Below are 22985 nucleotides of genomic sequence, written 5' to 3'. Positions count from 1 at the left end.
GGGATTTTCAGGGTATGCGGTTTATCGTGGGTCTGTTTCTTGGCGTCTTGCTTGCGGGTTGCGAGCAACACGTCGCACCTGCCCTGGACCAGCAACTCTATGTCTGGCAGCGCCAATGGACGTCCGCGCACGCGCCGGCATTGAGCGACAGTCGCAGTGACTTCTCGACGTTGCGGGTGCTGGCATTGCAGGGTTTTCCCGGTACCCGTTGGAGCAGGGCGCAGGTCGATCCAGCGTTACTGAAAGCGGATGGTCGACCTTTGATCGCGGTGGTTCGCCTCGACGGTCAACTTCGATCGCTGGATCAGGAGCAGGTCACCGCGCAGATTCTGCAAGTCATCGCCGACTGGCAGGCGCGGGGCCTCACGCTGAGCGGCGTCGAGATCGACCACGATGCCGGCAATGCACGGCTGCCCGCATACGCTGCCTTCCTCAAGCATCTACGCTCCGTCTTGCCGCCATCTCTGCCTCTGAGCATCACCGCGCTGCCGGCCTGGCTCGACAGCCCTCGGCTGCCGGCACTGTTGCAGAGCGTCGACAGCAGCGTGCTGCAGGTTCACGCGGTGAGCGATCCGCGACGAGGTCTGTTTGATCCACAGCAGGCCTTGAAGTGGGCCAAGGCCTGGGCACGTGCCAGCGACAAACCGTTCTATCTGGCGCTGCCGGCTTATGGCGTTGCGCTGTTGGCAACTGACGGTGGTGCGCCGGTGGTGGAAAGCGAAGTGCAACTCGAGCGCGGCGGACAGCGCCGGGAACTGCTCGCCGATCCGCTGCAACTCAGCCAATTGGCCAAGACCTTGCGCGACGACCCGCCCGAGCATCTCGCCGGGCTGATCTGGTTTCGTCTGCCGCTGGCCAACGACCGTCGCGCGTGGAGCCTGACGACTTTACGCGCCGTGGCTCGAGGTGATTTGCTCAGCAGTCATTTCGGCCTGTCGCTCAAAGAGCAGGCCGGACTCTATGACATCCAGCTCGAAAACCGCGGCAATCTCGACAGCCCGTGGCCCGCGCAAATCACGCTGAAGGTGCAGGACTGTGCTGGCGCCGATGCGCTCGCCGGTTACTCGTTGCAACAAAGTGCCAATCTGCTTACCTTCACCCGCCTGCGTGACGGCCGCTTGCCGGCGGGCGGGCAGCGCGCTATCGGTTGGGCGCGTTGTGCACATATTGATCAAGGAGGTTCGCATGTTGACCCGTAACTGGCCCCGCCATCTGCTGTGCCTGAGCCTCAGCCTGCCGCTGGGCTCGGCGTTGGCCTGCGGCCCGGACTTCCCGATGCGCCTGCTCGACAATCGCGTGCAGACGTTGGCCGATTTGCCCGAAGGCAGCTTCAGCTTCGAAATCAGTCGCCTCGGCAAAACCATTGCCGGGCTGAAAAATGTCACCGCCGCGACCCATAACCCCAACGATTACGCCGAAGACAACGCGTCGGAGCTGGCGCGGGAACAGGCTGAACAGGTCGGCCTGAGCGCCGAGCAGCAAGCCTTGGTCAAGCGCTTGCGCGGGCTCAGCGACGCGCGTCAGGCTGAGGAGCAGGGCGCCGGTCTGCCGGCGGAAATCCGTTTGTACGTCGCCGGCGCGGTGGCCTTTGCCAGCGGCGATCAGCAATCGGCCACGGAGTATTTCAACAAGGTGCTGGCGCTGCCGGCAGAGCAGCGTCCGTTGCGCAGTACCTGGGCGGCGTATTCTCTGGGGCGCATCGCTTTCGCCATGAGCACCGAGGCGCATGACCGCATCGAAGCGCTGGAACAGGCGCGCGCTGCCTTTCGTCAGGCCCGGCAGCTGAGCATCGATGGCTTCAGCGATCCGCTGGAACTGGGCGTTGCCAGCCTCGGTGAAGAAGCGCGGGTGTTGCGCAGCGCGGGTGACTGGAGCGGCGCCATCGAACTGTACGAAGCGCAGAACCTGCACGGCTCGGCGGTCGGTTACACCTCGCTCAAGCAACTGATGAACGAACTGGCTGAATTGCCCCAAGCCCAACTGGCGAAGCTGCTGCAGCAGCCAGCGGTGCAGCAACTGGTCACGGCGTCGCTGGTCAGTCGTCAGGGCTGGTCATTCGGTGAACAGCCGCCGAATGAAAAGAAACTGGTAACACTGTTGCAGAACAGCACACATGGCAGCCTCGACAATGCCGATCGATTGGCGGCAATGAGTTATCAACAGGGCGATTACGCGTCTGCCAAGGCCTTCCTGGAAAATGCCGGGGACGGCGGGCTCGCTTGGTGGTTGCGGGCAAAACTGGCGGTGCGTGATGGCGACACGACTGCCGCCGCGGCAGCCTACGCCAAAGCCGCCCAGGCTTTCCCGCAGAACGAAGACTGGGGTTATCGCCGCACACCGGACTGGGCGTTTGAAACCGTGCAGCCGAAATGCCGGGTCGAGGGCGAAAGCGCGATCCTGGCGTTGCAACGCGGCGAATACCTGCAAGCCTTTGTCCAGTTGTACCGCAGCAACAGCATTTACTGGTTCGATGCCGCCACCGTTGCCGAGCGGGTGCTGACGGTCGATGAGCTTAAACAGTATGTTGATGAGAACGTGCCGGCGCCGCCGCCATTGACGCAGCAGGAACGCGATAACTACGTGCCGCTGTCGGTGGCCGCCAATCTGCGCAATCTGCTCGGTCGACGGTTGCTGCGTGAGGGACGTTACGAGGAAGCGGTCAGTTACTTTGCCAGTGACGATCTGCAGCACAAGGCCCGGCTCTATGGCGAGCAACGGCTCAAGGCCGAGGCGGCATGGTGGCCGAGCAAACGCGCCAGTGCGTTGTACAACGCCGCATGGACAGCCCGGGAGTGGGGCATGGACATCCTCGGTTATGAGATGGCGCCTGATTACGCCACATTCGGCGGCAGCTATACGCTGGAGAACACGAAGCTGGATGTCGGCCCGCTGATTTCCGCAGCGGAAGTCCAGCGCCAGCAGGCCAGCGCCGCGCAACCGGATCAGCGTTATCACTATCGTTTTGTCGCCACGGCATTGGCCAGTCGCGCCGCCGATCACCTGCCGCACACCAGCCAGGCATTTGCCGCGGTGCTGTGCAACGCTGCCGGCTGGAACAGCAGCCTGGCAGACCAGAGTGCGCTGTATCAGCGCTACGTCAAAGAAGGTCCTTACGTGGCGTGGGCGCAAGACTTCGGCAATCAATGCCCGTACCCGGACTTCGAAAATGCCGACAAGCGCTACGTCACCCAAGTCACCGACGCGGTGCGGGCGACGCTGCGACCTTACAAGTGGCCGGTGCAGATTGGCGCGATGGTGCTGGTCGCTCTTGCCGCGCTTGTGTTGATCACCCGTCGTCAACGCAAGGGGCGCCAGGCTTAAGCCTGCTGGAGGAAGCTCAGGCGTACGGCGAAGCCGATCAACAGGCTGCCGAACAGCCATTGCTGAACGCGCTGGGCTGTCGGACTGTGTTGCAGCCAACGGCCCAGTGCCGCGCCGGTCAGGGCGACAACACTGTCAAACAGCAGGCCGACGCTGACCAGCACCAGGCCAAGTACGGCGAACTGGCTCAACACCGGCGCGCCGTAACTGACGATGAATTGCGGCAGCAGCACCGAGCAGAACAACAAGGCCTTGGGGTTGAGCAGGTTGGTCAGCAGGCCGCGCTGGATCGCTTCGCGCCAGTGGCCGTGTGCAGGTGCCCGCTCTTGGGATTGCAGGCTCGGCACCAGCGAGCTGCGAAAACATTGAATGCCGATCCACAGCAGGTACGCCGCACCCGCGATGCGCACCACATCAAACGTCCACGGTGCCGTTTTGAACAGCGCTGCCAGCCCCAGCGCCGCCAACGCCACATGACAGGCCCGTGCGATGGCCAGGCCCACGGCTGTGGCCAAGGCAGCGCCGCGACCCTGCCGCGCACCGGTTTGCAAGAGCAGGATCATGTCCGGCCCCGGCAATAGAAGCACCACAGCCAGGGTCAGGATAAACAGCCAGAGACTAGCCACGTCGTGCCCTCTCATTGTCGATTTGGTCGCGCCAGTCTAGAGCGAGAGGGCAGGGCAGGTGCTTGCGTAGTCAGCTTCAAAATCCTCTGTGTTTGGCATAACCTGCTGGTTTTCCAGCGTGTAACTATCGGAATCTGCCAAAGATGAAACTTGACGCCTATGACCGCAAGATTCTCGCAGCGCTGCAGCGCAACGGCCGCCTGAGCAACGTCGAGCTGGCGGAGGAAATCGGCCTGTCAGCCTCGCCCTGCCTGCGGCGGGTGCGCATGCTTGAAGAAGCAGGAGTGATCCGCGGCTACCAGGCCAATCTCGATCGAGATGAAGTCGGGCTGGGGCTGACGGTGTTTGTCGGGGTCAAGGTCGAGCGGCATAACGAAGAACGCGCCGAGGCTTTTTATGCCGCTGTCACTGCGTTGCCTGAGGTGGTCTCAGCGTTTCTGGTGTCCGGGGAGTCGGATTTCCTGTTGCAAGTGGTGGTGCCAGACTTGCGCGCTTACGACCGCTTTGTCAGCGCGCATCTGCTAAAGCTGCCGGGGGTGAGCGATATTCGCAGCAACTTTGCCATTCACACAGTGAAAGCGCCGGGGGCGTTGCCGTTGGGGCATCTGCCGCTGTAGACCGGGTGGTGCCATTCGCGAGCAGGCTCGCTCCCACAGGGGTAACGCATTCCAATGTGGGAGCGAGTCTGCTCGCGAAGGAGCGCGCAAGGCTTGGAGATTTACATCTGCGTCGCCATCCCCTCGACATTCATCGCTGCCTGACGTAAAGCTTCCGAGCGCGTCGGGTGCGGATGGCAGGTCAGGGCAATGTCTTCAGCCGATGCGCTGAACTCCATCGCCACACAAAACTCGCCGATCATCTCGCTAACGCTCGGGCCAACGAGGTGCACGCCGAGCACTTCGTCCGTGCGCTCGTCGGCGAGGACTTTGGCAAAGCCTTCTGTTTCGTGATTGATCTTCGCCCGGCTGTTGGCAGTGAAGGGAAACTTGCCGACCTTGTAGGCGCGCCCTTCGGCCTTGAGCTGTTCTTCGGTCAGGCCGACGCTGGCCAGTTCCGGCTGGGTGTAGATGACGTTGGGAATCAGCGCGTAATTGACCTCGCCGGCCTTGCCGTGGATCTGTTCGACGCAGGCCATGGCTTCGTCTTCGGCCTTGTGCGCGAGCATCGGCCCGGACGTGACGTCGCCAATCACCCAGATCCCGGCGGCTTCGGTGCGATGTTGCTTGTTGGCGAGCATGCCGCGTTTGTCGGTACTCAGGCCGACGTTCTCCAGTCCCAGGCCTTGGGTGTACGGCCGGCGCCCGATGGCCACCAGCACATAATCGGCTTCAATCAGCTCGGCAGCGCCGCCTGCGGCAGGTTCGACACTCAGCTGCACGCCTGAAGCGGAGCTGGTGGCGCTGGTAACCTTCGAGCTCAATTTGAAGGCAATGCCTTGTTTGCTCAGCGCGCGTTGCAAGGTTTTGCCGGCCTCGCCATCGACGCCGGGGCAGATACGATCAAGGTATTCGACCACGGTGACCTGCGCGCCGAGTCGCCGCCATACCGAACCCAGCTCCAGGCCGATCACTCCGGCGCCAATCACCACCAGATGCCTGGGCACTTCACTGAGCGACAGCGCGCCGGTGGAATCGAGGATACGCTGGTTGTCGATCTCGACCCCGGGCAGGGGAGTGGGCTCGGAGCCGGTGGCAATGATGATGTCCTTGGCGCTGAGCTCGGTCTTATTGCCCTGAGCGTCGGTCACCGTGACCTTGCCCGGGCCGTCGATATGGCCCCAGCCCTTGATCCAGTCGACCTTGTTCTTGCGGAACAGAAACTCGATGCCCTTGGTCAGGCCGGCGACGCTTTCGTCTTTCTGTTTCATCATCTGCGCCAGGTTCAGCGTCGGTTTGACCTCGATGCCGAGATTGGCGAATTCCGTACCCGCCGCAGCGGCGTACAGTTCCGAAGCGTGCAGCAAGGCTTTGGACGGCATGCAACCGACGTTCAGACAGGTGCCGCCCAGCGTCGATCGCCCTTCGACGCAAGCGGCTTTAAGGCCGAGCTGACCGGCGCGGATGGCCGCGTTATATCCACCGGGGCCACCGCCCAGAATCACCACGTCATAGTTGCTCATGCGCTTGCTCCAGATTGCTCGATGGGGATAGCCAAGATTAGTTGCGATATAAATTATGTGCGTAATATGAGCGTTGCCGAACATTTCGGTCAAGGCTTCAGGCAAGCGACAGCTGCGGCGTCTTTGAATAAGTGCAATTGTGTACGAATATTTCACAGCCTTCGTTATATCGTAACGTCAAGACCAATGTAGCCGGGGTGATATGCAAGTCGATCTTGAGTTGGACGCCACGCCAGTGACCGGGCTGCCGCGCTTTCAGCAAGCAGCCGCGCAGGGACGCCAGTTGCGGCGGCTGGCTTATGGCGTCGGTGGATTAGCAGCGGTGGGCTGGGTGTTGGCGTTTTTCGTCGGCCTGTTTGCGCCACGATCACTGTGGTTGCCATTGTTGATCAATCAAAGCGCAGCGTTGGTGGTGCTCGTCGCCGGGTTGCAATCGGCCTGGTGGGTGACGCAATGGCGCGCGCGAGTACTGCATCCGTTGAGTTCGCAACCGGCAGTTGTGGAGGAGGGCGCCACAGCTGATGGCTGGTACGAAAGGCTTCTGGAGCGCCTGAGTCAGCGCAGCCGGCATCTGCTCGGACAAATCGGCGCGCCGACGCTGTGGCTCGGCGGCTGGGCGTTGTTGGTCCTGCTCAGTATCGAGCAAGTATGGAATCTGGCGTTACCCCCAGCGGCGTTGGGTATTTCGGCGAGCATCGGTGCGGCATTGGCGTTGTTGCTGGCGTTCGCCTTGCTGGTGCTGGAGCGGCACCTGGCACAGGAGCCGCCGGCGCAATGGCCGGAAGCGGCGGCGCTCGCGCAACTGGCCCGGGTGGTGATCTTCTCGCTTCTGATCGGTGCACTGTGTCTGTTGTTCGCCAGTGAACACGCGGTCTGGCCAGTTCGCATCGCGGTGCTCAGCGCGATTCTGCCGATGCTGGTTGCCATCGAACTGTTGTTGCGCGCGGTGCTGTCAGTCTTCAGCCCGCGCCGCGAACAACTCGAACCTACCCTGCTGGCGCGCAGTTTTATCGCCGATATGCTGCGCTGGCCGCCGCAACCGTGGCTGGCGCTGCAGCATGAAATGCACAACCGTTTCGGCATCGATCTGCGCCAGATCTGGGCGTTCAGTTACATGCGCCGGGCCCTGTTGCCAGTGATTGCAGTGGTCGCACTGGTCGGTTGGCTGCTGACCGGCTTACATGAAATCCCTCTGCAAGGTCGCGGCATCTATGAGCGCTTCGGTAAACCGGAGCAGGTGTTCGGCCCAGGTTTGCACGCCGGATTGCCTTGGCCGTTGGGGCGCGTGCTGAGCGTTGAAAACGGCGTCGTCCACGAACTGGCAACCAGCGTCGGCGACAAGCCGTTGGCCGTGCAGTCCGATTCCGCTGAAGGCCCGGCACCGCTGACCTCCAACCGTTTGTGGGACGCCAGCCACGTCAATGACAAATCCCAGGTCATTGCCAGCAGCCGGGACGCGCAACAGGGATTGCAGATTGTCAACATGGACGTGCGCTTTGTCTATCGCATCGGTTTGAACGACGAGGCGGCGCTTGCTGCGACCTATAACAGCGCCGATGTACCGACGCTGCTCCGCAGCACTGCCAGTCGCATTCTGGTTCACGATTTCGCCTCGCGTACCCTCGACGGATTGCTCGGCGACGATAGGGCAGGGCTTGCCGAGGAAATCGGTCGCGCGGTGCAAAGCGATCTGAACCAACTGAACAGCGGTGTGGAGATCCTCGCCACCGTTGTCGAAGCAATCCATCCACCGGCCGGCGCGGCGAATGCCTACCACAGTGTGCAAGCGGCGCAGATCGGCGCCCAGGCGTTGATCGCTCGCGAACGCGGGGCGGCTGCGCAGGCCAGCAACGAAGCGCAGTTGCAGGCGAGCACGGTTCGCGACCAGGCAACGGCAAACGCGCGGGAGATCAACGCCGCCGCGCAAACCGCCGACCTGAAATTCAGTGCCGAACAGAAAGCCTTCGCCAGTGCCGGCCAGGCCTTCGTGCTGGAGCAATACCTCAGCCAGCTCAGTCAGGGCTTGAGTAAGACCAGGTTGCTGGTACTCGATCATCGACTCGGCGGCAGCGCCAATGCGCCAACCATCGATCTGCGCACTTTCACGCTGCCGGCTGATCCGTCGCCCGCACGTATCAACGCTCAACCAGGAGCCACCCATTGAGCCAGTCGCCTGTGCATGACGTTCACGACCACCGCGGCCACGACCATGGCCACGCCGGGCATCACCATCACCATGGTCATCACCATCATGGCGATGCCGAGGACGCCGGGCCATTTCCATGGCGACGCATGGGTTGGGCGGCGTTGCTGGTGGCGTTTGCCATCGCTGCCGCGAGTCTGGTGCAAGTCCGCTCCGGCGAAGCCACGGTCATCACCCGTTTCGGTAATCCCTCGCGGGTCTTGCTTGATCCCGGATTGAGCTGGCGCTGGCCTGCGCCGTTCGAGGCGGCAATTCCGGTGGACTTGCGTCTGCGGACAACCTCCAGCGGTTTGCAGGATGTCGGTACTCGGGACGGTTTGCGCATCATCGTTCAAGCGTATGTGGCGTGGCAGGTGCAGGGTGATCCTGAACACGTGCAGCGCTTCATGCGTGCAGTGCAGAATCAGCCGGACGAAGCGGCCCGGCAGATTCGTACCTTTGTCGGCTCGGCCCTGGAAACCACGGCCAGCAGTTTCGACCTGGCCGATCTGGTCAACACCGATGCCAGCCAAGTGCACATCAGCGATTTTGAAGCGCAGTTGCGTCAGCAGATCGCTCAACAATTGCTCGCCACTTATGGCGTGCGCGTGGTGCAAGTCGGCATTGAGCGGCTGACGTTACCTTCGGTCACGCTCAGTGCAACGGTCGATCGTATGCGCGCCGAGCGTGAAACCATCGCCACCGAACGCACAGCGATCGGCAAACGCGAGGCGGCGCAGATCCGCTCCGCTGCCGAACGCGATGCGCGAATTGTCCAGGCCGATGCCACGGTAAACGCCGCCGACATCGAAGCGCAGTCACGGGTAGAGGCTGCGCAGATTTATGGTCGCGCCTACGCCAGCTCGCCGCAGCTGTACAACCTGCTGCGCTCGCTCGATACCCTCGGCACCATTGTCACACCGGAAACCAAACTGATTCTGCGCACTGATGCCGCGCCGTTCCGCGTGCTGGTCGATGGCCCCCCGAGTCTCGACAGCAAATCCGGATCGCAACCATGAATGAACAAGTTCCACGTGGAACACATGCGTTGAACAGTCCGTGGATTCAGGCGGGGCGTTTGGCGTTTATCGCCCTTTACGCGGTAACCGTGTTGGCCGCCTTGGCGTGGGCGTGCTCGAATGTGCGGCAGATCGATCCGCAGAACCGCGCCGTGGTGCTGCACTTTGGGGCGCTGGATCGCGTGCAGAATGCAGGTCTGTTATGGGCATGGCCGCAACCCTTTGAACAGGTAATTCTGTTGCCAGCGGCGGATCGGGTAATCGAGCGTCGGGTGGAAAATCTGTTGCGCAGTGACGAGGCGCTGAAGGCTGATCGTGGGGCTTCTTTCGCCACGCCATTGAGCGATGCCCTCGCCGGGTCTGGTTATTTATTAACCGGTGATGCCGGCGTGGTGCAACTGGATGTGCGAGTGTTTTACCAGGTCTCCGATCCCTATGCGTTCGTGTTGCAGGGCGAGCATGTGCTGCCAGCGCTCGACCGGGTGGTGACACGCAGTGCGGTGGCGCTGTCCGCCGCGCGGGATCTCGACACCATTCTGGTCGCTCGCCCGGAGCTGGTGGGCGCCGACAATCAGGCGGCCGAGCGTCGCGAGCGATTGCGCGGTGATCTGGTGCAAGGCATCAACGCGCGTCTCGCTGATCTGAAAGCGAGCGGGCAGGGCATCGGCATCCAAGTGTCGCGGGTGGATGTGCAATCGAGCCTGCCGGAACCGGCGGTCAGTGCCTTCAACGCGGTTCTGACCGCCAGTCAGCAGGCCGATAAAGCGGTAGCCAACGCGCGTACCGAGGCAGAAAAACTCACTCAATCTGCCAACGAACAGGCCGACCGTACGCTGCAAGTGGCCCACGCGCAGGCGGGTGAGCGCACTGCCAAAGCCTCGGCCGATACCGCAACCGTCTCGAGTCTGGCCACGTCTGCCGACCCGCAAATGCTCCTGCGTCTGTATCGCGAACGCGTGCCAAAGATTCTCGGCCAGGCCGGGTCGGTCACCACTGTTAACCCGAAAGACGATTCCCGGTTGATCATTCAAGGAGCCAGTCAATGACGGCGACCACCGCAGCTCCGAGTCTGTTGTCCTCGGCCGAACAACGCCGCGCCGCGCGCCAATTGACCCTGGCGATGCTCGCGCTCGGGCTGTTGGGTCTGGGGCTGGTCTGGCGCTGGATGCTCCCGGAGCAGGTAGGTGTCAGTCAGTTATTGCTCAGTTCTGCTTCTTTATTGGTAGCGGTTCCGGTGATGCGTTCGGCGTGGTACAGCCTGCGTTACCCCAGCCTGCACGGCATCACCGATCAGTTGATCGCGCTGGCCATGCTCGGTGCCTGGGCGACCGGCGATCTGCTCACCGCAGCGTTGTTGCCGATCATCATGATCTTCTGCCATGTGCTGGAAGAGCGCAGCGTCATCGGTTCCCAGGAAGCGATTCACGCACTCGGCCAGTTGACCCGCAGCCATGCGCGCAAGCTGCAAGCAGACGGCTCGATTATCGAAGTGGACAACGGCACGCTCAGCACTGGCGATATCGTCGAAGTGCGGGCCGGCGATCGGGTACCGGCGGACGGTCGTGTGTTATCCGGACAGGCGAGCCTCGACACCGCGTCGATTACCGGTGAGTCGGTGCCGGTGGAAGCTGGCCTCGGCATGCCGGTCTTCGGCGGTGCGATCAACCTCGATGGATTGCTGCGCATCGAAGTCACCCGCACTGGCGGCGAATCGACCTTGGGCAAAGTCATCGCTCTGATGCAAAACGCCGAACGCTCGAAACCGCCGATCACCCGATTGCTCGAACGCTACGCTGGTAGTTACATGGTGCTGGTGTTGCTGCTGGCGGCGGTGACCTGGTTCGTCACCAATGATGCCCAGGCGATGCTCGCGGTGCTGGTAGCGGCGTGTCCCTGTGCGCTGGTGCTGTCTGCCCCGGCCACGGCGATTGCCGGTGTCGCCGTCGCCGCGCGCCATGGGATTCTGATTCGCAGCTCGGCGTTCCTTGAAGAACTCGCCGATCTGACCTCGCTGGTGGTCGACAAGACCGGCACGCTGACTTACGGCACTTTGCGTTTGCAGTCGTTCGCCAGCCTGAACGCGGACACCAGCGAAGTGCAGGCGCTGGCCGCCAGTCTCGGCGCGGCGAGCAGTCATCCGGTCAGTCGGGCGCTCTCGGGGCTGGTCAATCAGGACGCCTATTGGCCGTTATCAGATATCCATGAGCGCCAGGGCCTTGGTGTCGTAGCGGTGACAGAGAAGGGCGAGGCGGCGCTCGGTCGGCCAGAGTTGTTCGCGCAACTGGGCGTCATCACGACTGCAGTTCCTGAACACGACGGCCCGATCGCCGGGTTGGCCCTGAACGGTGAATTTCTCGCCTGGCTGTTGCTCGCCGACAGCGTCAAACCCGAAGCACGCTTTGCCCTGAGCGAGCTGCGCGAACTGGGTCTGGGACGACAACTGCTGCTGACCGGTGATCGTCACAGTGTGGCCCGAACCCTGGCGCAGGAAGTCGGACTGAACGAAGTCCACGCGCAAGCGCTACCCGAAGACAAACTCAATCGAGTGCTCCAGGAAATCGATCGCGGCTTTCGCCCGATGGTGGTGGGCGACGGCATCAACGATTCCCTGGCGCTCAAGGCCGGCGTCGTCGGTGTGGCGATGGGCGCCGGCGGTGCCGACATTGCCTTGGCGTCAGCAGACATCGTCTTGATCGGCAGCGACTTGCGTCGCCTCGGTACCTGCGTGCGCCTGAGTCGTCAGTGCCGGCGCACTTTGCAGGTCAATGTGGTGATCGGTCTCGGCTGGACCCTGGCCATTGTGGTCTTCGCGGCTTTCGGCTGGCTCGGCGCCGCCGGTGCGATGATCGCGGCGTTGCTGCACAACCTGAGCACTCTGCTGGTGTTGGGTAACGCCGGGCGTTTACTGCGCTTTCAAGAGCCGTTGCTCAAGCTCGGTGCTGAGGAAAAATGAAAGAAAATTCATGAACCGCGGGCTGATCAGGCAGTCATCTATCGTAAGGCGCGTGTTATCTGCAGTTCAGCGCGATGCGCCGGTGGCGATAGTCCAGGCCAATCGAATCGATAGCCTGCTATTTTTCAAGGTTGGTCTACCCTCAGATCAGACGTCTGAAACAAGGGGGGATTTTCCATGCTCGCGCAACTTCCACCGGCCTTACAGAATCTGCAGTTACCGCTGCGCCTGCGACTCTGGGACGGCCACGAGTTCAATCTGGGCCCGGCGCCCAGCGTAACCGTCGTGGTCAAGGACCCGCAGATGGTCTCTCAATTTACCCACCCGAGCCTGGATGCGCTGGGTGCGGCATTCGTCGAGGGCAAGCTGGAACTGGAGGGCTCGATCAGCGAGGTCATTCGCGTCTGCGACGAGCTGAGCAGTGCGCTGCTCGACGAAGACGAAGGCAGTCAGCCGGTTCGTGCACATCACGACAAGGACACCGACGCCAAAGCCATTTCCTACCATTACGACCTGTCCAATGCGTTCTACCAGCTCTGGCTGGACAGCGACATGGCGTATTCCTGTGCTTACTTCGAAACCGGCAGCGAAACTCTCGAACAGGCGCAACAAGCCAAATTCCGCCATCTGTGTCGCAAGCTGCGCTTGCAGCCCGGCGAGTATCTGCTGGATGTCGGCTGTGGTTGGGGCGGCCTGGCGCGGTATGCGGCGCGAGAGTTCGGCGTGAAAGTGTTCGGTATTACCTTGAGCAAGGAACAATTGGCGCTGGCGCAGGAGCGGGTCAAAGCCGAAGGGCTGGACGATCAGGTCGAATTGCAGTTGCTCGACTATCGTGATCTACCGCAGGACGGCCGTTTCGACAAAGTCGTCAGCGTCGGTATGTTCGAACACGTTGGCCACGCCAATCTCGCCGAGTACTGCAAAACATTGTTCGGTGCGGTGAAGGAGGGCGGGCTGGTAATGAACCACGGCATTACCGCCAAGCACACCGATGGCCGCCCGGTTGGGCGCGGTGCTGGAGAGTTCATTGAGAAATACGTTTTCCCCAACGGCGAGTTGCCGCATCTGGCGATGATCTCCGCCCAGATCAGTGAAGCGGGTCTGGAGATCGTGGATGTCGAAAGCCTGCGCCTGCATTACGCACGCACGCTCGATCACTGGAGCGAGCGGCTGGAAGACAACCTCGAAGCCGCCGCGAAACTGGTCCCGGAGCAAGCCCTGCGGATCTGGCGCCTGTACCTGGCCGGTTGCGCATATGCGTTCGCCCGTGGCTGGATCAATCTGCATCAGATCCTCGCCGTCAAAGCGCACCCGGATGGCAGCCACGAATTGCCCTGGACCCGGGACGACATCTACCACCCGTAATACACCGCGCTTTCAGAGTATCGGCGAGATGAGCCGGGCGATCCGCATGCCGACCTGTTGCAGGCGGTGGATCTCCCGGCTTTCTTCTTTGGCCACTTCGTCGGCCTGCGCGAAGTCGTCGTTGAGCATGTGCTCCACGGCAGCGGCGAATTCAGCGTCGACGGTCAACAGCATCACTTCGAAATTCAAACGGAACGAACGATTGTCCAGATTGGCGCTGCCAATGGCGCTGATCTCGTTGTCGACCAACACCACTTTCTGGTGCAGGAAACCGGGTCGATAGCGGAACACCCGAACGCCGGCACGCACCGCTTCAAATGCATACAGGCTGGACGCGGCGTAGACGATGCGGTGATCGGGCCGCGACGGCAGCAGCAGTCGCACATCCACGCCGCGTAATACTGCCAGCCTCAGTGCGGCGAAGACGGCCTCGTCTGGCACGAAATAGGGACTGGTAATCCACACCCGCTGCGTCGCGGCATGAATGGCTTCGACGAAGAACAGCGAGCAGGTTTCGTACGAATCGGCCGGGCCGCTGGCGAGCAGTTGGCAGAGCACGCCGTCCGCCGGGTACTCATCCGGCAGAATCAACGGCGGCAAAGTGCGTGCGGCCCAGAACCAGTCTTCGGCAAACGATTCCTGCATGCACGCGACCACCGGGCCACGTACTTTGACATGGGTATCGCGCCACGGCGCCAGCGGCGGTTTCTCCCCCATGTATTCATCGCCGACGTTGTGGCCGCCGACAAAGCCGACCACGCCATCGACCACGACGATTTTGCGATGGTTACGGAAGTTGACTTGAAAGCGGTTCAGCCAGCCGCTGCGCGTGGCAAAGGCTTTGACCTCGACACCACCATCGCGCAACGCCTGCACGTAGTGATGGGGCAGGGCGTGACTGCCAATGCGGTCGTAGAGCAAGTGAATGGACACCCCTTCGGCGGCTTTCTCCAACAGCACATCACGCAAGCGCTGGCCGAGGCGATCATCGTGGATGATGAAGAACTGGATCAGCACTGCTTCCTTCGCTTGTTCGATCGCCTCAAAAATCGCCTCGAAGGTCGCCGTGCCGTTCACCAGCAGTTGCACTTCGTTATTCGCCAGGCACGGCATGCGCCCCAGTTTCGGCATCGCACGTAATGAGGCGTAGGCGCTTGAGGCCCGGGCGGCCAAGGCTTCTTCCACCCACGGGCGCCAGTTCAGTTCGGATATCGCCAGGCGCATCTGCTCGTTGGCCTGGCGCCGCGCCTTGATGTAACCATCGAAGGTGCTGCGACCGAACACCAGGTACGGAATAAGCGTGAGGTAGGGAATGAAGATCAGCGACAATGCCCAGGCGATCGAGCCTTGTGCGGTGCGCACGGTAAGCACTGCATGGATCGCAGCGATCGAACCGAGTGTGTGCAACAGGGCGATCAGGTAACCGAAAATATGCGGTCCGAAAAAATCCATGGGGCAGCCTTGCTCCGCGAGATGCAATGCTTAACAGACCATGTTCTGCTGCGAATGTCTCTATTTAATCGGTGCATGAACCGACGCAACCGGCCGGCGTCTAACGGCCACAACTGATCAGGAGTTTCTCGATGAACGTTCGTCTGCTGGGTTTGGCGCTGGGCCTGGGTTTGGCATTACCGGTGGTTGCGCAGGCGCAAATGCTGCAGCCGGGATTGTGGGAGATGACTTCAAGCAATCTGAAGGTCGATGACCAGGCCATGGACGTGCAATCGATCCTTGGCCAGATTCAGGGCCAGATCACCCCACAGCAGCGGGCGGCGCTGGAAAAGAACGGCATCAATATCGGCGGTAAAGGCATCCGGGCCTGCCTGACGCCACAGCAAGTGGCGACCAACGATATCCCGCTGGCCGATCCGCAATCGGGCTGCAAGCAGCAGATCACCGAGCGTACCGGCAACCAATGGAAATTCCGCTTCAGTTGCCCGAAGGCCCAGGGCACCGGCGTAGCGACATTCCTCAGTGACCGCGAATTCACCACCGTCGCCAATGGCACCTTCAACGCCATCGGCATCAACCAGAAGGGCAGCCTGGAAACCCGTGCGGTGTGGCTGGGTCAGGATTGCGGCACCGTTAAACCCCGCCCTTAAAACGTCTGCGACTCCCACAGCTGGACCCCATTCCAACTGTGGGAGCAGCCTACTCGCGAATAGATCGGAAGTTCGCCTCAAGTCATGGCTGACTCAACGCCTTGTACAGCGTATTGAGGTTGTATTCGAACAGCCCCGTAAAAGTGCTCGCCGGGCCACTCGCCGCCAGCGCATCCGAATACAGCGTGCCGCCGATGTGCGCGCCGCTTTCATCCGCGATCTGCTTGAGCAGACGCGCGTCCTTGATGTTCTCCATAAACACCGCTTTGACTCTGGCCTGGCGAATCTGCGTGATCAACGCAGCGACTTCAGCCGCCGACGGTTCGCGTTCGGTGGACAACCCCTGTGGCGCCAGAAAGTCGATGCCATAGGCTTGGCCGAGGTAGCCGAACGCATCGTGGCTGGTAACGATCTTGCGGTTGCCTGGCGGCAGCGCACCGAGTTTGTTTTTGGCTGCGGCGAGCAGCGCGTAGATCTGTTTGAGATAGTTCTGGCTGTTGCGCTCGTAGTCGGCCTTGTTGGCCGGGTCGGCAGTGACCAGTGCCTTGGTGATGTTGCCGACATACAACTCAGCATTCGCCAGATTGTGCCAGGCGTGTGGATCCGGCACGGTTTCGCCGTCCTCATCGAGCGAACGTGGAATCACCCCGCGACTGGCAGTGATCACCGTCGCCTTACTGTCGGTGCTGGTCACCAGCCGATCCAGCCAAGGCTCGAAACCGAGCCCGTTCTTGATGATCAGCCGCGCCCTGAGCAGGGCCTTGGCATCGTCCGGGGTCGGCTCGTAGGTGTGCGCATCGGCGTCCGGGCCAACCATGCTGGTGATTTGCACGTGCTCGCCGCCGACCTGCTGAACCATGTCGGCGAGGATGCTGAAGCTGGTGACCACCGGCAGTTTTTCGGCAGCCGACAACGTCATCGACAGCATCAGGCTGAACAGCACGAGTAGAGCGCGCATCGGGAAACACCTCATTGGGATGTGAGCAAGGGCGGACGGTGCAGCAAACCGTGAACTGGCCCGAACACCACTGAAAGCAGATAGCCGACCCCGGCGACCAGCACGATGGCCGGGCCGCTAGGCAGCGAGTAGTAGAACGACAGCAGCAAGCCGAGCCACACCGACAGGCAACCCATGACGGCGGCGACAGCAATCAGTACCGGCAGGCGGCGGCTCCAGAACCTTGAGGCAGCCGCAGGCAGCATCATCAGTCCGACCACCATCAGTGCGCCGATGGCTTGAAAGCCGATCACCAGATTCAGCACGACCAGAGTGAGAAACACGGCATGGGCCAGCGGCCCGAGACGGCTGACCGTGCGCAAGAACAGCGGGTCTAGTGTGTCCAGTAACAACGCTTTGTAGATCGCGGCCATGGCCACGAGGCTGAGGGCCGAGACCCAAAGCATGCCGGTCAGCGTCGGCCCGTCCACGGCCAACGCAGAGCCGAACAGCAAATGCATAAGGTCGAGGCGTTTGCCGGCCATGCCAAGAATCAGCACGCCGCTGGCCAGTGAGATCGGATAGACAGCGGCGAGGCTGGCGTCTTCGCGTAGACCCGTGCGCCGGGTGATCCAGGCGGCGAGACCGGCCATGCTCAGACCGGCGCCGAGGCCACCGAGCGTAAGGGCGGGGAGGCTCAAACCGGCGAACCAGAATCCCAATGCCGCACCGGGGAGAATGCCGTGGGCCACCGCGTCGCCGATCAGGCTCATTCGCCTGAGAATCAGGAACACGCCCAAGGGCGCCGTGCTGCATGCCAGCACCAGTCCGCCGAGCAAGGCGCGGCGCATGAATACGAATTCGCTGAAGGGCTGCCAAAAATGGCTGACGGTGATGAGCATCAGGCCACCCGCATGGACGGTGTCGGCTGGATCAATTCTCGGCTGGTCCCGTACACGCAGTGGCCGTTTCTGATCAGCAGCGTATGCGGAATATGTTGTCGCACCGCGACCAGGTCATGGCAGACCACAACCAGTGTTCGGCCCTCCGCCTGCCAGTGGTGAATGTGTTGCCAGAGCAATTGCTGCCCGAGTTCATCGAGTGCGGCATGCGGTTCATCCAGCAACAGCACTGGGGCGTCTGCGAGACTCAATCGCGCGAGCAGCGCGCGCTGTAATTCACCGCCGGACAGGGCCATCAAAGGACGCTGTTCAAGTCCACTCAAGTGCCAGTCTTCCAGTGCGTTTTTCAAGCGCTGCGTGCGCAATTGAGTCGAGAGCCGACGACCCCAGAAACCTGCAGCGATGAGTTCTTCGAGGCTGATCGGGAATTGTCGATCCAGGTGCTGCTGTTGCGGCAGAAAGGAAATGCCGCTTTGCCGTGGAACAGCCATTTCCACTTTGCCAGCCAAGGGCTTTTGCAATCCGGCGATGACTTTCAGCAAACTGCTTTTGCCGCAGCCGTTGGCGCCGATGACGGCAGTCAGGCTGGCGCTTTCGAACTCCAGGCTAAGAGGTGTCGTCAACGGTTGTCCGGGCGCGCCCCAGACCAACGATTGGCAGCGGATCATGGTTGCTCCCGCTGCCAACTGCTCTCGGCAACGGCGTCGTGAGCGTGCAGGCTTTCGACATGGATCACGCGGATATGGAATCGGTTGATACCCGGCGTGCGCTGCAGTGCCAGGTTGAGACGGCGGGCTGCGTCTTCGCAGAACATCAGATTTTGCCCGTTGGCGAGAGCGAAGGCCTGCTCGTCCGGGCGTTTTACGGCGGTCTGGACAGCGGTGACAAGGGCGGCTTCGGCGTCATTGATGATCGCGGTCAGCGGAAGCTCATCGATGAAGTCATCAAGATGCAGGTGAAGTTGCGCATAACTGCGTTGGCTATGCGGTGTCGCTACGATCCCTTTGGTTGAGCCGAGCCATGCCAACACCTCAGCGTGCTGCAGAGACTTATTGGCGAAATCGTCGACGAATTGCTGCTGGATCAATTGCCTTGCCAAGGCCGCAGAGCACGGGCACGTCGAGGAATAAGGCACCTCAATTTTTAGTTCCACGTGGAACATTTGCTGTTTCAGGCTGGCTGAGATGGTAGCCGGGTAGGATTTCCAGCCTGCCAAGGGACTGATCAGCGCGGATCGCTTGAGTAGCAAGTCAGTATGAATGTTCAGATATGCGCAGTCGGACAGAGCTTGATGACTGGCCAGAAAACGCTTGAGTATTTCCCGCAACAGCGCCGGGGAAAGGCTTCGCTGTTCGAGCGTATCGAGTGCCAAGTACAACCGCGACATGTGAATACCGCGCGCTTCACCATCATCAAGGCTCACGCCAGCGTCTACTTTGGCACTGAGGCGTTGGCCTTCAAGCAAAACAGGTAGGGCAATCCCACGCATGCCTACCCAATCGAGTGGCAATGCCTGGCGTGCAGATTGGTTGGCGATATCCGGTAGCGTAAGAGCGTTCATGGTTGAGACCGTCGTGTTGATCTCATTTTACGTTACATTATAACACTGCATTCAGCGACGCTTTTTTCATGAAAAGGTTTTCACTAGCAGCCCGTCATCCGGCTGCAAGTGAACCTTGCGCTGCTGCCACCCGAGCTTGAGAAGCGGTTGATAGTTGTCCAGCCGACACGACGGGTATAGCCAACCCAAGCCTCGCCGTCGGAGGCGATGCCGGTGAAAAAGGTCAATTGGCCGAACCGGCTGTTGGTTTGCGCCCAGTAGCGATGGCCATTCTTTTCGAATCCCCTGAGATACAGCGTGGTGCCGACCGTATTGACGCTATAGGCGTTGCCTTCGGCGTCCACGCAAGCCAGCAGGTTAGCGCTGCGCGTGCAGTGCGCGAGACCGGGACCTTGCGCTTCGGCTTGGCCGATGAGCGCCATGCCGGAACTCAAAAGCAGATATTTCAGCGCATTGTTCATCGCGGTTTCCAGGATAGGTGGCGAGACAAATCGTGAAATCTTCCCGCTCGGGCTAGCAACTCTGTATTGTTACACTATAACATAAAGCGCAAACCAGCCGGAGCTGCCGATAACAACCGTTGCCTTCTTCACTACCAAGACATGAAGCGCGATACGTCATGCGCAAATCACCAAAGCGCATATCGGCGGCTATCAACGAGGATTATCCAATGTCAGAGAAACTGCCCGTCACCGTACTTTCAGGATTTCTCGGCGCCGGTAAAAGTACGCTTTTGAATTACGTACTACGTAACCGCAAAGGTCTGCGCGTTGCGGTAATCGTCAACGATATGAGCGAAATCAATATTGATGGTAGCGAAGTCCAGCGTGATGTCAGCTTGAACCGCGCAGAAGAAAAACTCGTTGAAATGAGCAACGGCTGCATTTGCTGTACGTTACGTGAAGACCTGCTTGAAGAGGTCAGCAAGCTCGCAAGGGAAGGACGTTTCGATTACCTGCTGATCGAATCCACCGGCATCTCCGAACCGCTTCCAGTCGCCGAAACTTTCACCTTCCGCGATGAACACGAACAAAGCCTCGCCGACATCGCCCGTCTCGACACCATGGTCACAGTCGTCGACGGCGTGAACTTCCTGCTCGATTATCAGGCCGCCGAAAGCCTCGCCTCTCGCGGCGAAATCCTCGGTGAAGAAGACGAGCGTTCCATCACGGACCTGTTGATCGAACAGATCGAATTCGCCGACGTCCTGCTGATCAGCAAAATCGACCTGATCAGCCAGCATGAGCGCGAAGAGCTCATAGCGATCCTCAAGCGCCTGAATGCCCAGGCTGAAATCATTCCAATGGTGATGGGCGAGGTGCCGTTGGAGAAAATCCTCAACACTGGCCGTTTCGATTTCGAAAAAGCCGCACAAGCACCCGGATGGCTACAGGAATTACGCGGTGAGCACATCCCGGAAACTCAAGAGTACGGCATCGCCTCGACGGCGTACCGCGCCCGCAGGCCCTTCCACCCACAGCGCTTTTTCAGCTTCATCGACCGCCCATGGCTGAACGGCAAGCTGCTGCGCTCCAAAGGCTTCTTCTGGCTCGCCAGCAAGCCTACCGATGCTGGCAGTTGGTCGCAGGCCGGTGGTTTGATGCGGCATGGATTTGCCGGTCGCTGGTGGCGTTTCGTGGCGAAGAATCAATGGCCTGAGGATCAGGAAAGCGTACAGGCCATCATGGGAAACTGGACTCCGAGCGTAGGAGATTGCCGCCAGGAACTGGTTTTCATCGGTCAGAACATCGATTTCCTACAACTCACAGCCGAGCTGGATGCCTGTCTGCTCACCGATGAAGAAATGGCAATGGGTGTAGAAGGCTGGCGCTTGCTGCCTGATCCCTTCGGCCCTTGGCACGAAGAGGCCGCCTGATGCTCGCACTCAAAGATCAGCACCTCCTTACCCGTCATCAGCATCAGGGCCTGAGCCCGCAAACGCTGACGCGAATCCTTGAGGACGGAACCAATCTCGCGATCTGGCAACGCCAGCTGCCTTTGCACATCGCCGATTTCGCACAATTAGTGCTGTCGCTCAACGAGCCCTTGGCCGAGTCGCTTTGCCTGGAATTACCTGACGAAGACGCCGAACCGGATCTCGACGGACTGGCTTCAGGGCTGCGTGATCTTCAAGGTTACGAAGGTTTCATGAGCGACCTTAAATGGCTGATCAGTGCCTTCGCCTGCCTGCTCGGCGCGCGGCGTATCGGCGTGCGCCTGCGCGTGCTGGACAAGGCCATGTGCCCGCGCTTCCACGTCGATCACGTACCCGTGCGCCTGATCACGACCTATGCCGGGGTCGGTAGCCAGTGGCTTGAAGAGGGGGCGATGGATCGCACGCGACTTGGTCAGGCCAATGCCGAACCGCAAGATGCAGCGACGATTCGCCAGCTCAACAGCGGCGACGTTGCCCTGCTCAAGGGCGAAAAGTGGCACGGCAATGAAGGCTTCGGCCTGATCCATCGTTCGCCGCAACCGGCACCCGGTGAGCGCCGTCTGTTGCTCACCCTCGACTGGCTCGGCTGACACTCAGGGCTTGCGCCAGGCACCCTGGCTCTGGCCTTCGCAATACGGCTTGAGATACGCCGCATCAGTGGCCACGCCGTAATAGTGGATATCCTGGCGATAGGGCATATTGGCGACTTGCGCGTTGCTGCAAACACCGAAAGCCCCGCTCGGGCACTGATCGACGTATTGCACCTCGACCTTCTGCCCGGCCAGCGTCGGTTGGCAGAAGCCGTCGTTGAACAATTTCTGCGGAATCGTCCTGTTCTGCTGACAGACTTTGACGTCGAGCCGTTCGCCCTGTGTGTGCACCACGCAGGCCTGGGCGCACGCTTCACTCGACAGCAGCGTCAACAGCAACGACCATCCCCACCAGCGCATCATCAGTCTCCTCAATAACTGTCCGCAGAAAAGTACCCGCCATGTTGCAGAACATTCCGACCCACGTCATCGCCGGCCCGTTGGGCGCGGGCAAGACCAGCCTGATTCGCCAGTTGTTGGCGCAGCGGCCCGCGGACGAACGCTGGGCGGTGCTGATCAACGAGTTTGGCCAGATCGGTCTGGATGCCGCGCTGCTGACTCGCGATGCCGATGGTATCGCACTGGGTGAGGTGGCCGGGGGCTGCCTGTGTTGCGTCAATGGCGCGCCGTTCCAGATCGGCCTTGGCCGCTTGCTGCGCAAGGCCAGACCGGATCGACTGTTTATCGAGCCATCCGGGCTGGGCCATCCCGCACAGTTGCTCAAGCAATTGAACACGGCGCCGTGGCTGGGCGTGCTGGCGGTTCAGCCGTGTGTTCTGGTCCTGGATGCTCAGGCATTGCACGCAGGTAGAGGCTTGCCGGAAGCCCAGCAGCAAGCGTTGGCCAGCGCAGGGTTGCTGCTGCTGAACAAGGCGGAAAATCTTGATGAAACGGCTCGGGAGAACATTTGCAGCGAGTTGCCACCGGTCAGGATGATCTGGACCCAGCAAGCCCGGTTGCCTCTGGATGAGCTGCCGGGGATGACAGAAAAAGCAACCGAAGGCGTGGTTAATCTGCCGCTGCCCACGGGATTGGCGCAGCTGCCGGCCGTCTGGAGCGACCCGAGCGTGCCGATTTGCCTGAGCCAGGCGCAGGAGGATGGCTGGAGCATCGGGTGGCGCTGGCATCCTGGACAGATATTTGACCAAGGACGCATCGCTGATTGGCTGGCCGCTCTCGAGTGGAAGCGGGCCAAACTGGTCATCCACGGCAGGGATGGCTGGGTTTCAGTCAATGCGCTGGAAAATGCAGATCTGATTTGGCAGGCCAGCGAATGGCGAAAAGATTCGCGAATTGAGCTGATCTTTACCGGGCCGCAGAACATCGAACAGCTAGACGCCGATTTGACTCAATGCCGAGTTCGGTGAATTAG

At 60.9% G+C, this 22985-nt stretch carries 21 protein-coding genes; 12 read left to right on the top strand and 9 right to left on the bottom strand.

Going from position 1 to position 22985, the window contains the following annotated elements; translation table 11 throughout:
* Window positions 1-14: 14 nt before the first annotated feature.
* Entirely contained in the window at window positions 15-1199 is a 1185-nt protein-coding gene (locus LIS66_RS26940; RefSeq protein ID WP_116657216.1) for a DUF3142 domain-containing protein, read from the top strand.
* Window positions 1186-3321, top strand: a complete 2136-nt coding sequence (locus LIS66_RS26935; RefSeq protein ID WP_227973353.1) for a hypothetical protein — start codon at window positions 1186-1188, stop codon at window positions 3319-3321. Before LIS66_RS26940 ends, LIS66_RS26935 begins: the two co-directional genes overlap by 14 nt.
* Here the strand turns inward: LIS66_RS26935 and LIS66_RS26930 are convergent.
* Window positions 3318-3947 (bottom strand): LysE family translocator, encoded by a 630-nt coding sequence (locus LIS66_RS26930; RefSeq protein WP_227973352.1) that lies wholly within the window; start codon window positions 3945-3947, stop codon window positions 3318-3320. The genes LIS66_RS26935 and LIS66_RS26930 overlap by 4 nt on opposite strands.
* A 143-nt stretch (window positions 3948-4090) precedes the next feature.
* Between LIS66_RS26930 and LIS66_RS26925 the strand changes: the two genes are divergently transcribed.
* Window positions 4091-4564, top strand: coding sequence for an Lrp/AsnC family transcriptional regulator (locus LIS66_RS26925; RefSeq protein WP_024014870.1), 474 nt, complete (start codon window positions 4091-4093; stop codon window positions 4562-4564).
* A gap of 101 nt (window positions 4565-4665) precedes the next feature.
* Here LIS66_RS26925 and lpdA read toward each other — a convergent pair whose 3' ends face one another.
* Window positions 4666-6066: a dihydrolipoyl dehydrogenase gene (lpdA, locus tag LIS66_RS26920; protein WP_042608025.1), complete on the bottom strand. Its 1401-nt coding sequence runs from the start codon at window positions 6064-6066 to the stop codon at window positions 4666-4668.
* Between the two features lie 202 nt (window positions 6067-6268).
* Here lpdA and hflK (LIS66_RS26915) point away from each other — a divergent pair, with 202 nt between their 5' ends.
* From hflK (LIS66_RS26915) to cfaB, 5 genes are all read left to right on the top strand, one after another.
* Complete coding sequence (hflK, locus tag LIS66_RS26915) at window positions 6269-8230, top strand: protease modulator HflK (protein ID WP_227973351.1); 1962 nt, start codon at window positions 6269-6271, stop codon at window positions 8228-8230.
* Window positions 8227-9267 carry a protease modulator HflC gene (gene hflC / locus LIS66_RS26910; protein WP_227973350.1) on the top strand — a complete coding sequence of 347 codons (1041 nt, stop codon included), beginning with the start codon at window positions 8227-8229 and terminating at the stop codon, window positions 9265-9267. Before hflK (LIS66_RS26915) ends, hflC begins: the two co-directional genes overlap by 4 nt.
* A complete protein-coding gene (hflK, locus tag LIS66_RS26905; RefSeq protein ID WP_227973349.1) occupies window positions 9264-10313 on the top strand; it encodes a protease modulator HflK in 1050 nt (349 codons plus the stop codon). The genes hflC and hflK (LIS66_RS26905) overlap by 4 nt, the downstream gene beginning before the upstream one ends.
* Complete coding sequence (locus tag LIS66_RS26900; protein ID WP_227973348.1) at window positions 10310-12220, top strand: cation-translocating P-type ATPase; 1911 nt, start codon at window positions 10310-10312, stop codon at window positions 12218-12220. The genes hflK (LIS66_RS26905) and LIS66_RS26900 overlap by 4 nt, the downstream gene beginning before the upstream one ends.
* 177 nt (window positions 12221-12397) lie before the next feature.
* Window positions 12398-13585 (top strand): C17 cyclopropane fatty acid synthase CfaB, encoded by a 1188-nt coding sequence (gene cfaB, locus LIS66_RS26895; RefSeq protein WP_227973347.1) that lies wholly within the window; start codon window positions 12398-12400, stop codon window positions 13583-13585.
* Window positions 13586-13597: 12 nt separating this feature from the next.
* On the opposite strand, the gene cls is transcribed toward cfaB, so the two are convergent.
* The gene (gene cls, locus LIS66_RS26890) at window positions 13598-15037 is read right to left on the bottom strand and encodes a cardiolipin synthase (RefSeq protein WP_227973346.1); all 1440 of its coding nucleotides are present in this window, start codon (window positions 15035-15037) and stop codon (window positions 13598-13600) included.
* A 131-nt stretch (window positions 15038-15168) separates the two neighbouring features.
* On the opposite strand from cls, the gene LIS66_RS26885 reads away from it, so the two are divergent.
* Window positions 15169-15687, top strand: a complete 519-nt coding sequence (locus LIS66_RS26885; protein WP_227973345.1) for a DUF3617 domain-containing protein — start codon at window positions 15169-15171, stop codon at window positions 15685-15687.
* An 82-nt stretch (window positions 15688-15769) separates the two neighbouring features.
* Here the strand turns inward: LIS66_RS26885 and LIS66_RS26880 are convergent, their stop codons facing one another.
* The 5 genes from LIS66_RS26880 to LIS66_RS26860 form a co-directional block, all read right to left on the bottom strand.
* Window positions 15770-16645 carry a metal ABC transporter substrate-binding protein gene (locus LIS66_RS26880; RefSeq protein ID WP_083353869.1) on the bottom strand — a complete coding sequence of 292 codons (876 nt, stop codon included), beginning with the start codon at window positions 16643-16645 and terminating at the stop codon, window positions 15770-15772.
* 11 nt (window positions 16646-16656) lie between these two features.
* A complete protein-coding gene (locus LIS66_RS26875; RefSeq protein WP_227973344.1) occupies window positions 16657-17526 on the bottom strand; it encodes a metal ABC transporter permease in 870 nt (289 codons plus the stop codon).
* Entirely contained in the window at window positions 17526-18194 is a 669-nt protein-coding gene (locus LIS66_RS26870; RefSeq protein ID WP_042608035.1) for a metal ABC transporter ATP-binding protein, read from the bottom strand. Before LIS66_RS26870 ends, LIS66_RS26875 begins: the two co-directional genes overlap by 1 nt.
* The gene (gene folE2 / locus LIS66_RS26865; RefSeq protein WP_227973343.1) at window positions 18191-19087 is read right to left on the bottom strand and encodes a GTP cyclohydrolase FolE2; all 897 of its coding nucleotides are present in this window, start codon (window positions 19085-19087) and stop codon (window positions 18191-18193) included. Before folE2 ends, LIS66_RS26870 begins: the two co-directional genes overlap by 4 nt.
* Before the next feature lie 83 nt (window positions 19088-19170).
* Entirely contained in the window at window positions 19171-19548 is a 378-nt protein-coding gene (locus LIS66_RS26860) for a glutamine synthetase (protein ID WP_227973342.1), read from the bottom strand.
* Between the two features lie 209 nt (window positions 19549-19757).
* Between LIS66_RS26860 and zigA the strand changes: the two genes are divergently transcribed.
* Both zigA and LIS66_RS26850 read left to right on the top strand, forming a co-directional pair.
* On the top strand, window positions 19758-20963 hold the full coding sequence (zigA, locus tag LIS66_RS26855) for a zinc metallochaperone GTPase ZigA (RefSeq protein ID WP_227973341.1): 1206 nt from the start codon (window positions 19758-19760) through the stop codon (window positions 20961-20963).
* Entirely contained in the window at window positions 20963-21613 is a 651-nt protein-coding gene (locus LIS66_RS26850) for a DUF1826 domain-containing protein (protein WP_227973340.1), read from the top strand. Before zigA ends, LIS66_RS26850 begins: the two co-directional genes overlap by 1 nt.
* A 3-nt stretch (window positions 21614-21616) precedes the next feature.
* On the opposite strand, the gene LIS66_RS26845 is transcribed toward LIS66_RS26850, so the two are convergent.
* Window positions 21617-21973, bottom strand: coding sequence for an NADH:ubiquinone oxidoreductase (locus LIS66_RS26845; protein ID WP_227974551.1), 357 nt, complete (start codon window positions 21971-21973; stop codon window positions 21617-21619).
* 41 nt (window positions 21974-22014) lie between these two features.
* On the opposite strand from LIS66_RS26845, the gene LIS66_RS26840 reads away from it, so the two are divergent.
* Window positions 22015-22980, top strand: coding sequence for a CobW family GTP-binding protein (locus LIS66_RS26840; RefSeq protein WP_227973339.1), 966 nt, complete (start codon window positions 22015-22017; stop codon window positions 22978-22980).
* The last annotated feature ends 5 nt before the right edge of the window (window positions 22981-22985 follow it).

The organism is Pseudomonas sp. HN2 (genome assembly GCF_020736465.1).
GTDB classification, from domain to species: domain Bacteria; phylum Pseudomonadota; class Gammaproteobacteria; order Pseudomonadales; family Pseudomonadaceae; genus Aquipseudomonas; species Aquipseudomonas moraviensis_A.
Note: the sequence above shows the minus strand (reverse complement) of the source record. Positions and strands in the feature narration are given on the sequence as shown.

What these genes read in the sequence shown, in the direction of transcription:
- LIS66_RS26940 (WP_116657216.1), top strand. Translation starts at nt 15, where the DNA reads ATGCGGTTTATCGTGGGTCTGTTTCTTGGCGTCTTGCTTGCGGGTTGC.
- LIS66_RS26935 (WP_227973353.1), top strand. Translation starts at nt 1,186, where the DNA reads ATGTTGACCCGTAACTGGCCCCGCCATCTGCTGTGCCTGAGCCTCAGC.
- LIS66_RS26925 (WP_024014870.1), top strand. Translation starts at nt 4,091, where the DNA reads ATGAAACTTGACGCCTATGACCGCAAGATTCTCGCAGCGCTGCAGCGC.
- lpdA (WP_042608025.1), bottom strand. Translation starts at nt 6,066, where the DNA reads ATGAGCAACTATGACGTGGTGATTCTGGGCGGTGGCCCCGGTGGATAT.
- hflK (WP_227973351.1), top strand. Translation starts at nt 6,269, where the DNA reads ATGCAAGTCGATCTTGAGTTGGACGCCACGCCAGTGACCGGGCTGCCG.
- hflK (WP_227973349.1), top strand. Translation starts at nt 9,264, where the DNA reads ATGAATGAACAAGTTCCACGTGGAACACATGCGTTGAACAGTCCGTGG.
- LIS66_RS26900 (WP_227973348.1), top strand. Translation starts at nt 10,310, where the DNA reads ATGACGGCGACCACCGCAGCTCCGAGTCTGTTGTCCTCGGCCGAACAA.
- cfaB (WP_227973347.1), top strand. Translation starts at nt 12,398, where the DNA reads ATGCTCGCGCAACTTCCACCGGCCTTACAGAATCTGCAGTTACCGCTG.
- cls (WP_227973346.1), bottom strand. Translation starts at nt 15,037, where the DNA reads ATGGATTTTTTCGGACCGCATATTTTCGGTTACCTGATCGCCCTGTTG.
- LIS66_RS26885 (WP_227973345.1), top strand. Translation starts at nt 15,169, where the DNA reads ATGAACGTTCGTCTGCTGGGTTTGGCGCTGGGCCTGGGTTTGGCATTA.
- LIS66_RS26880 (WP_083353869.1), bottom strand. Translation starts at nt 16,645, where the DNA reads ATGCGCGCTCTACTCGTGCTGTTCAGCCTGATGCTGTCGATGACGTTG.
- LIS66_RS26875 (WP_227973344.1), bottom strand. Translation starts at nt 17,526, where the DNA reads ATGCTCATCACCGTCAGCCATTTTTGGCAGCCCTTCAGCGAATTCGTA.
- LIS66_RS26870 (WP_042608035.1), bottom strand. Translation starts at nt 18,194, where the DNA reads ATGATCCGCTGCCAATCGTTGGTCTGGGGCGCGCCCGGACAACCGTTG.
- folE2 (WP_227973343.1), bottom strand. Translation starts at nt 19,087, where the DNA reads ATGAACGCTCTTACGCTACCGGATATCGCCAACCAATCTGCACGCCAG.
- LIS66_RS26860 (WP_227973342.1), bottom strand. Translation starts at nt 19,548, where the DNA reads ATGAACAATGCGCTGAAATATCTGCTTTTGAGTTCCGGCATGGCGCTC.
- zigA (WP_227973341.1), top strand. Translation starts at nt 19,758, where the DNA reads ATGTCAGAGAAACTGCCCGTCACCGTACTTTCAGGATTTCTCGGCGCC.
- LIS66_RS26850 (WP_227973340.1), top strand. Translation starts at nt 20,963, where the DNA reads ATGCTCGCACTCAAAGATCAGCACCTCCTTACCCGTCATCAGCATCAG.
- LIS66_RS26845 (WP_227974551.1), bottom strand. Translation starts at nt 21,973, where the DNA reads ATGCGCTGGTGGGGATGGTCGTTGCTGTTGACGCTGCTGTCGAGTGAA.
- LIS66_RS26840 (WP_227973339.1), top strand. Translation starts at nt 22,015, where the DNA reads ATGTTGCAGAACATTCCGACCCACGTCATCGCCGGCCCGTTGGGCGCG.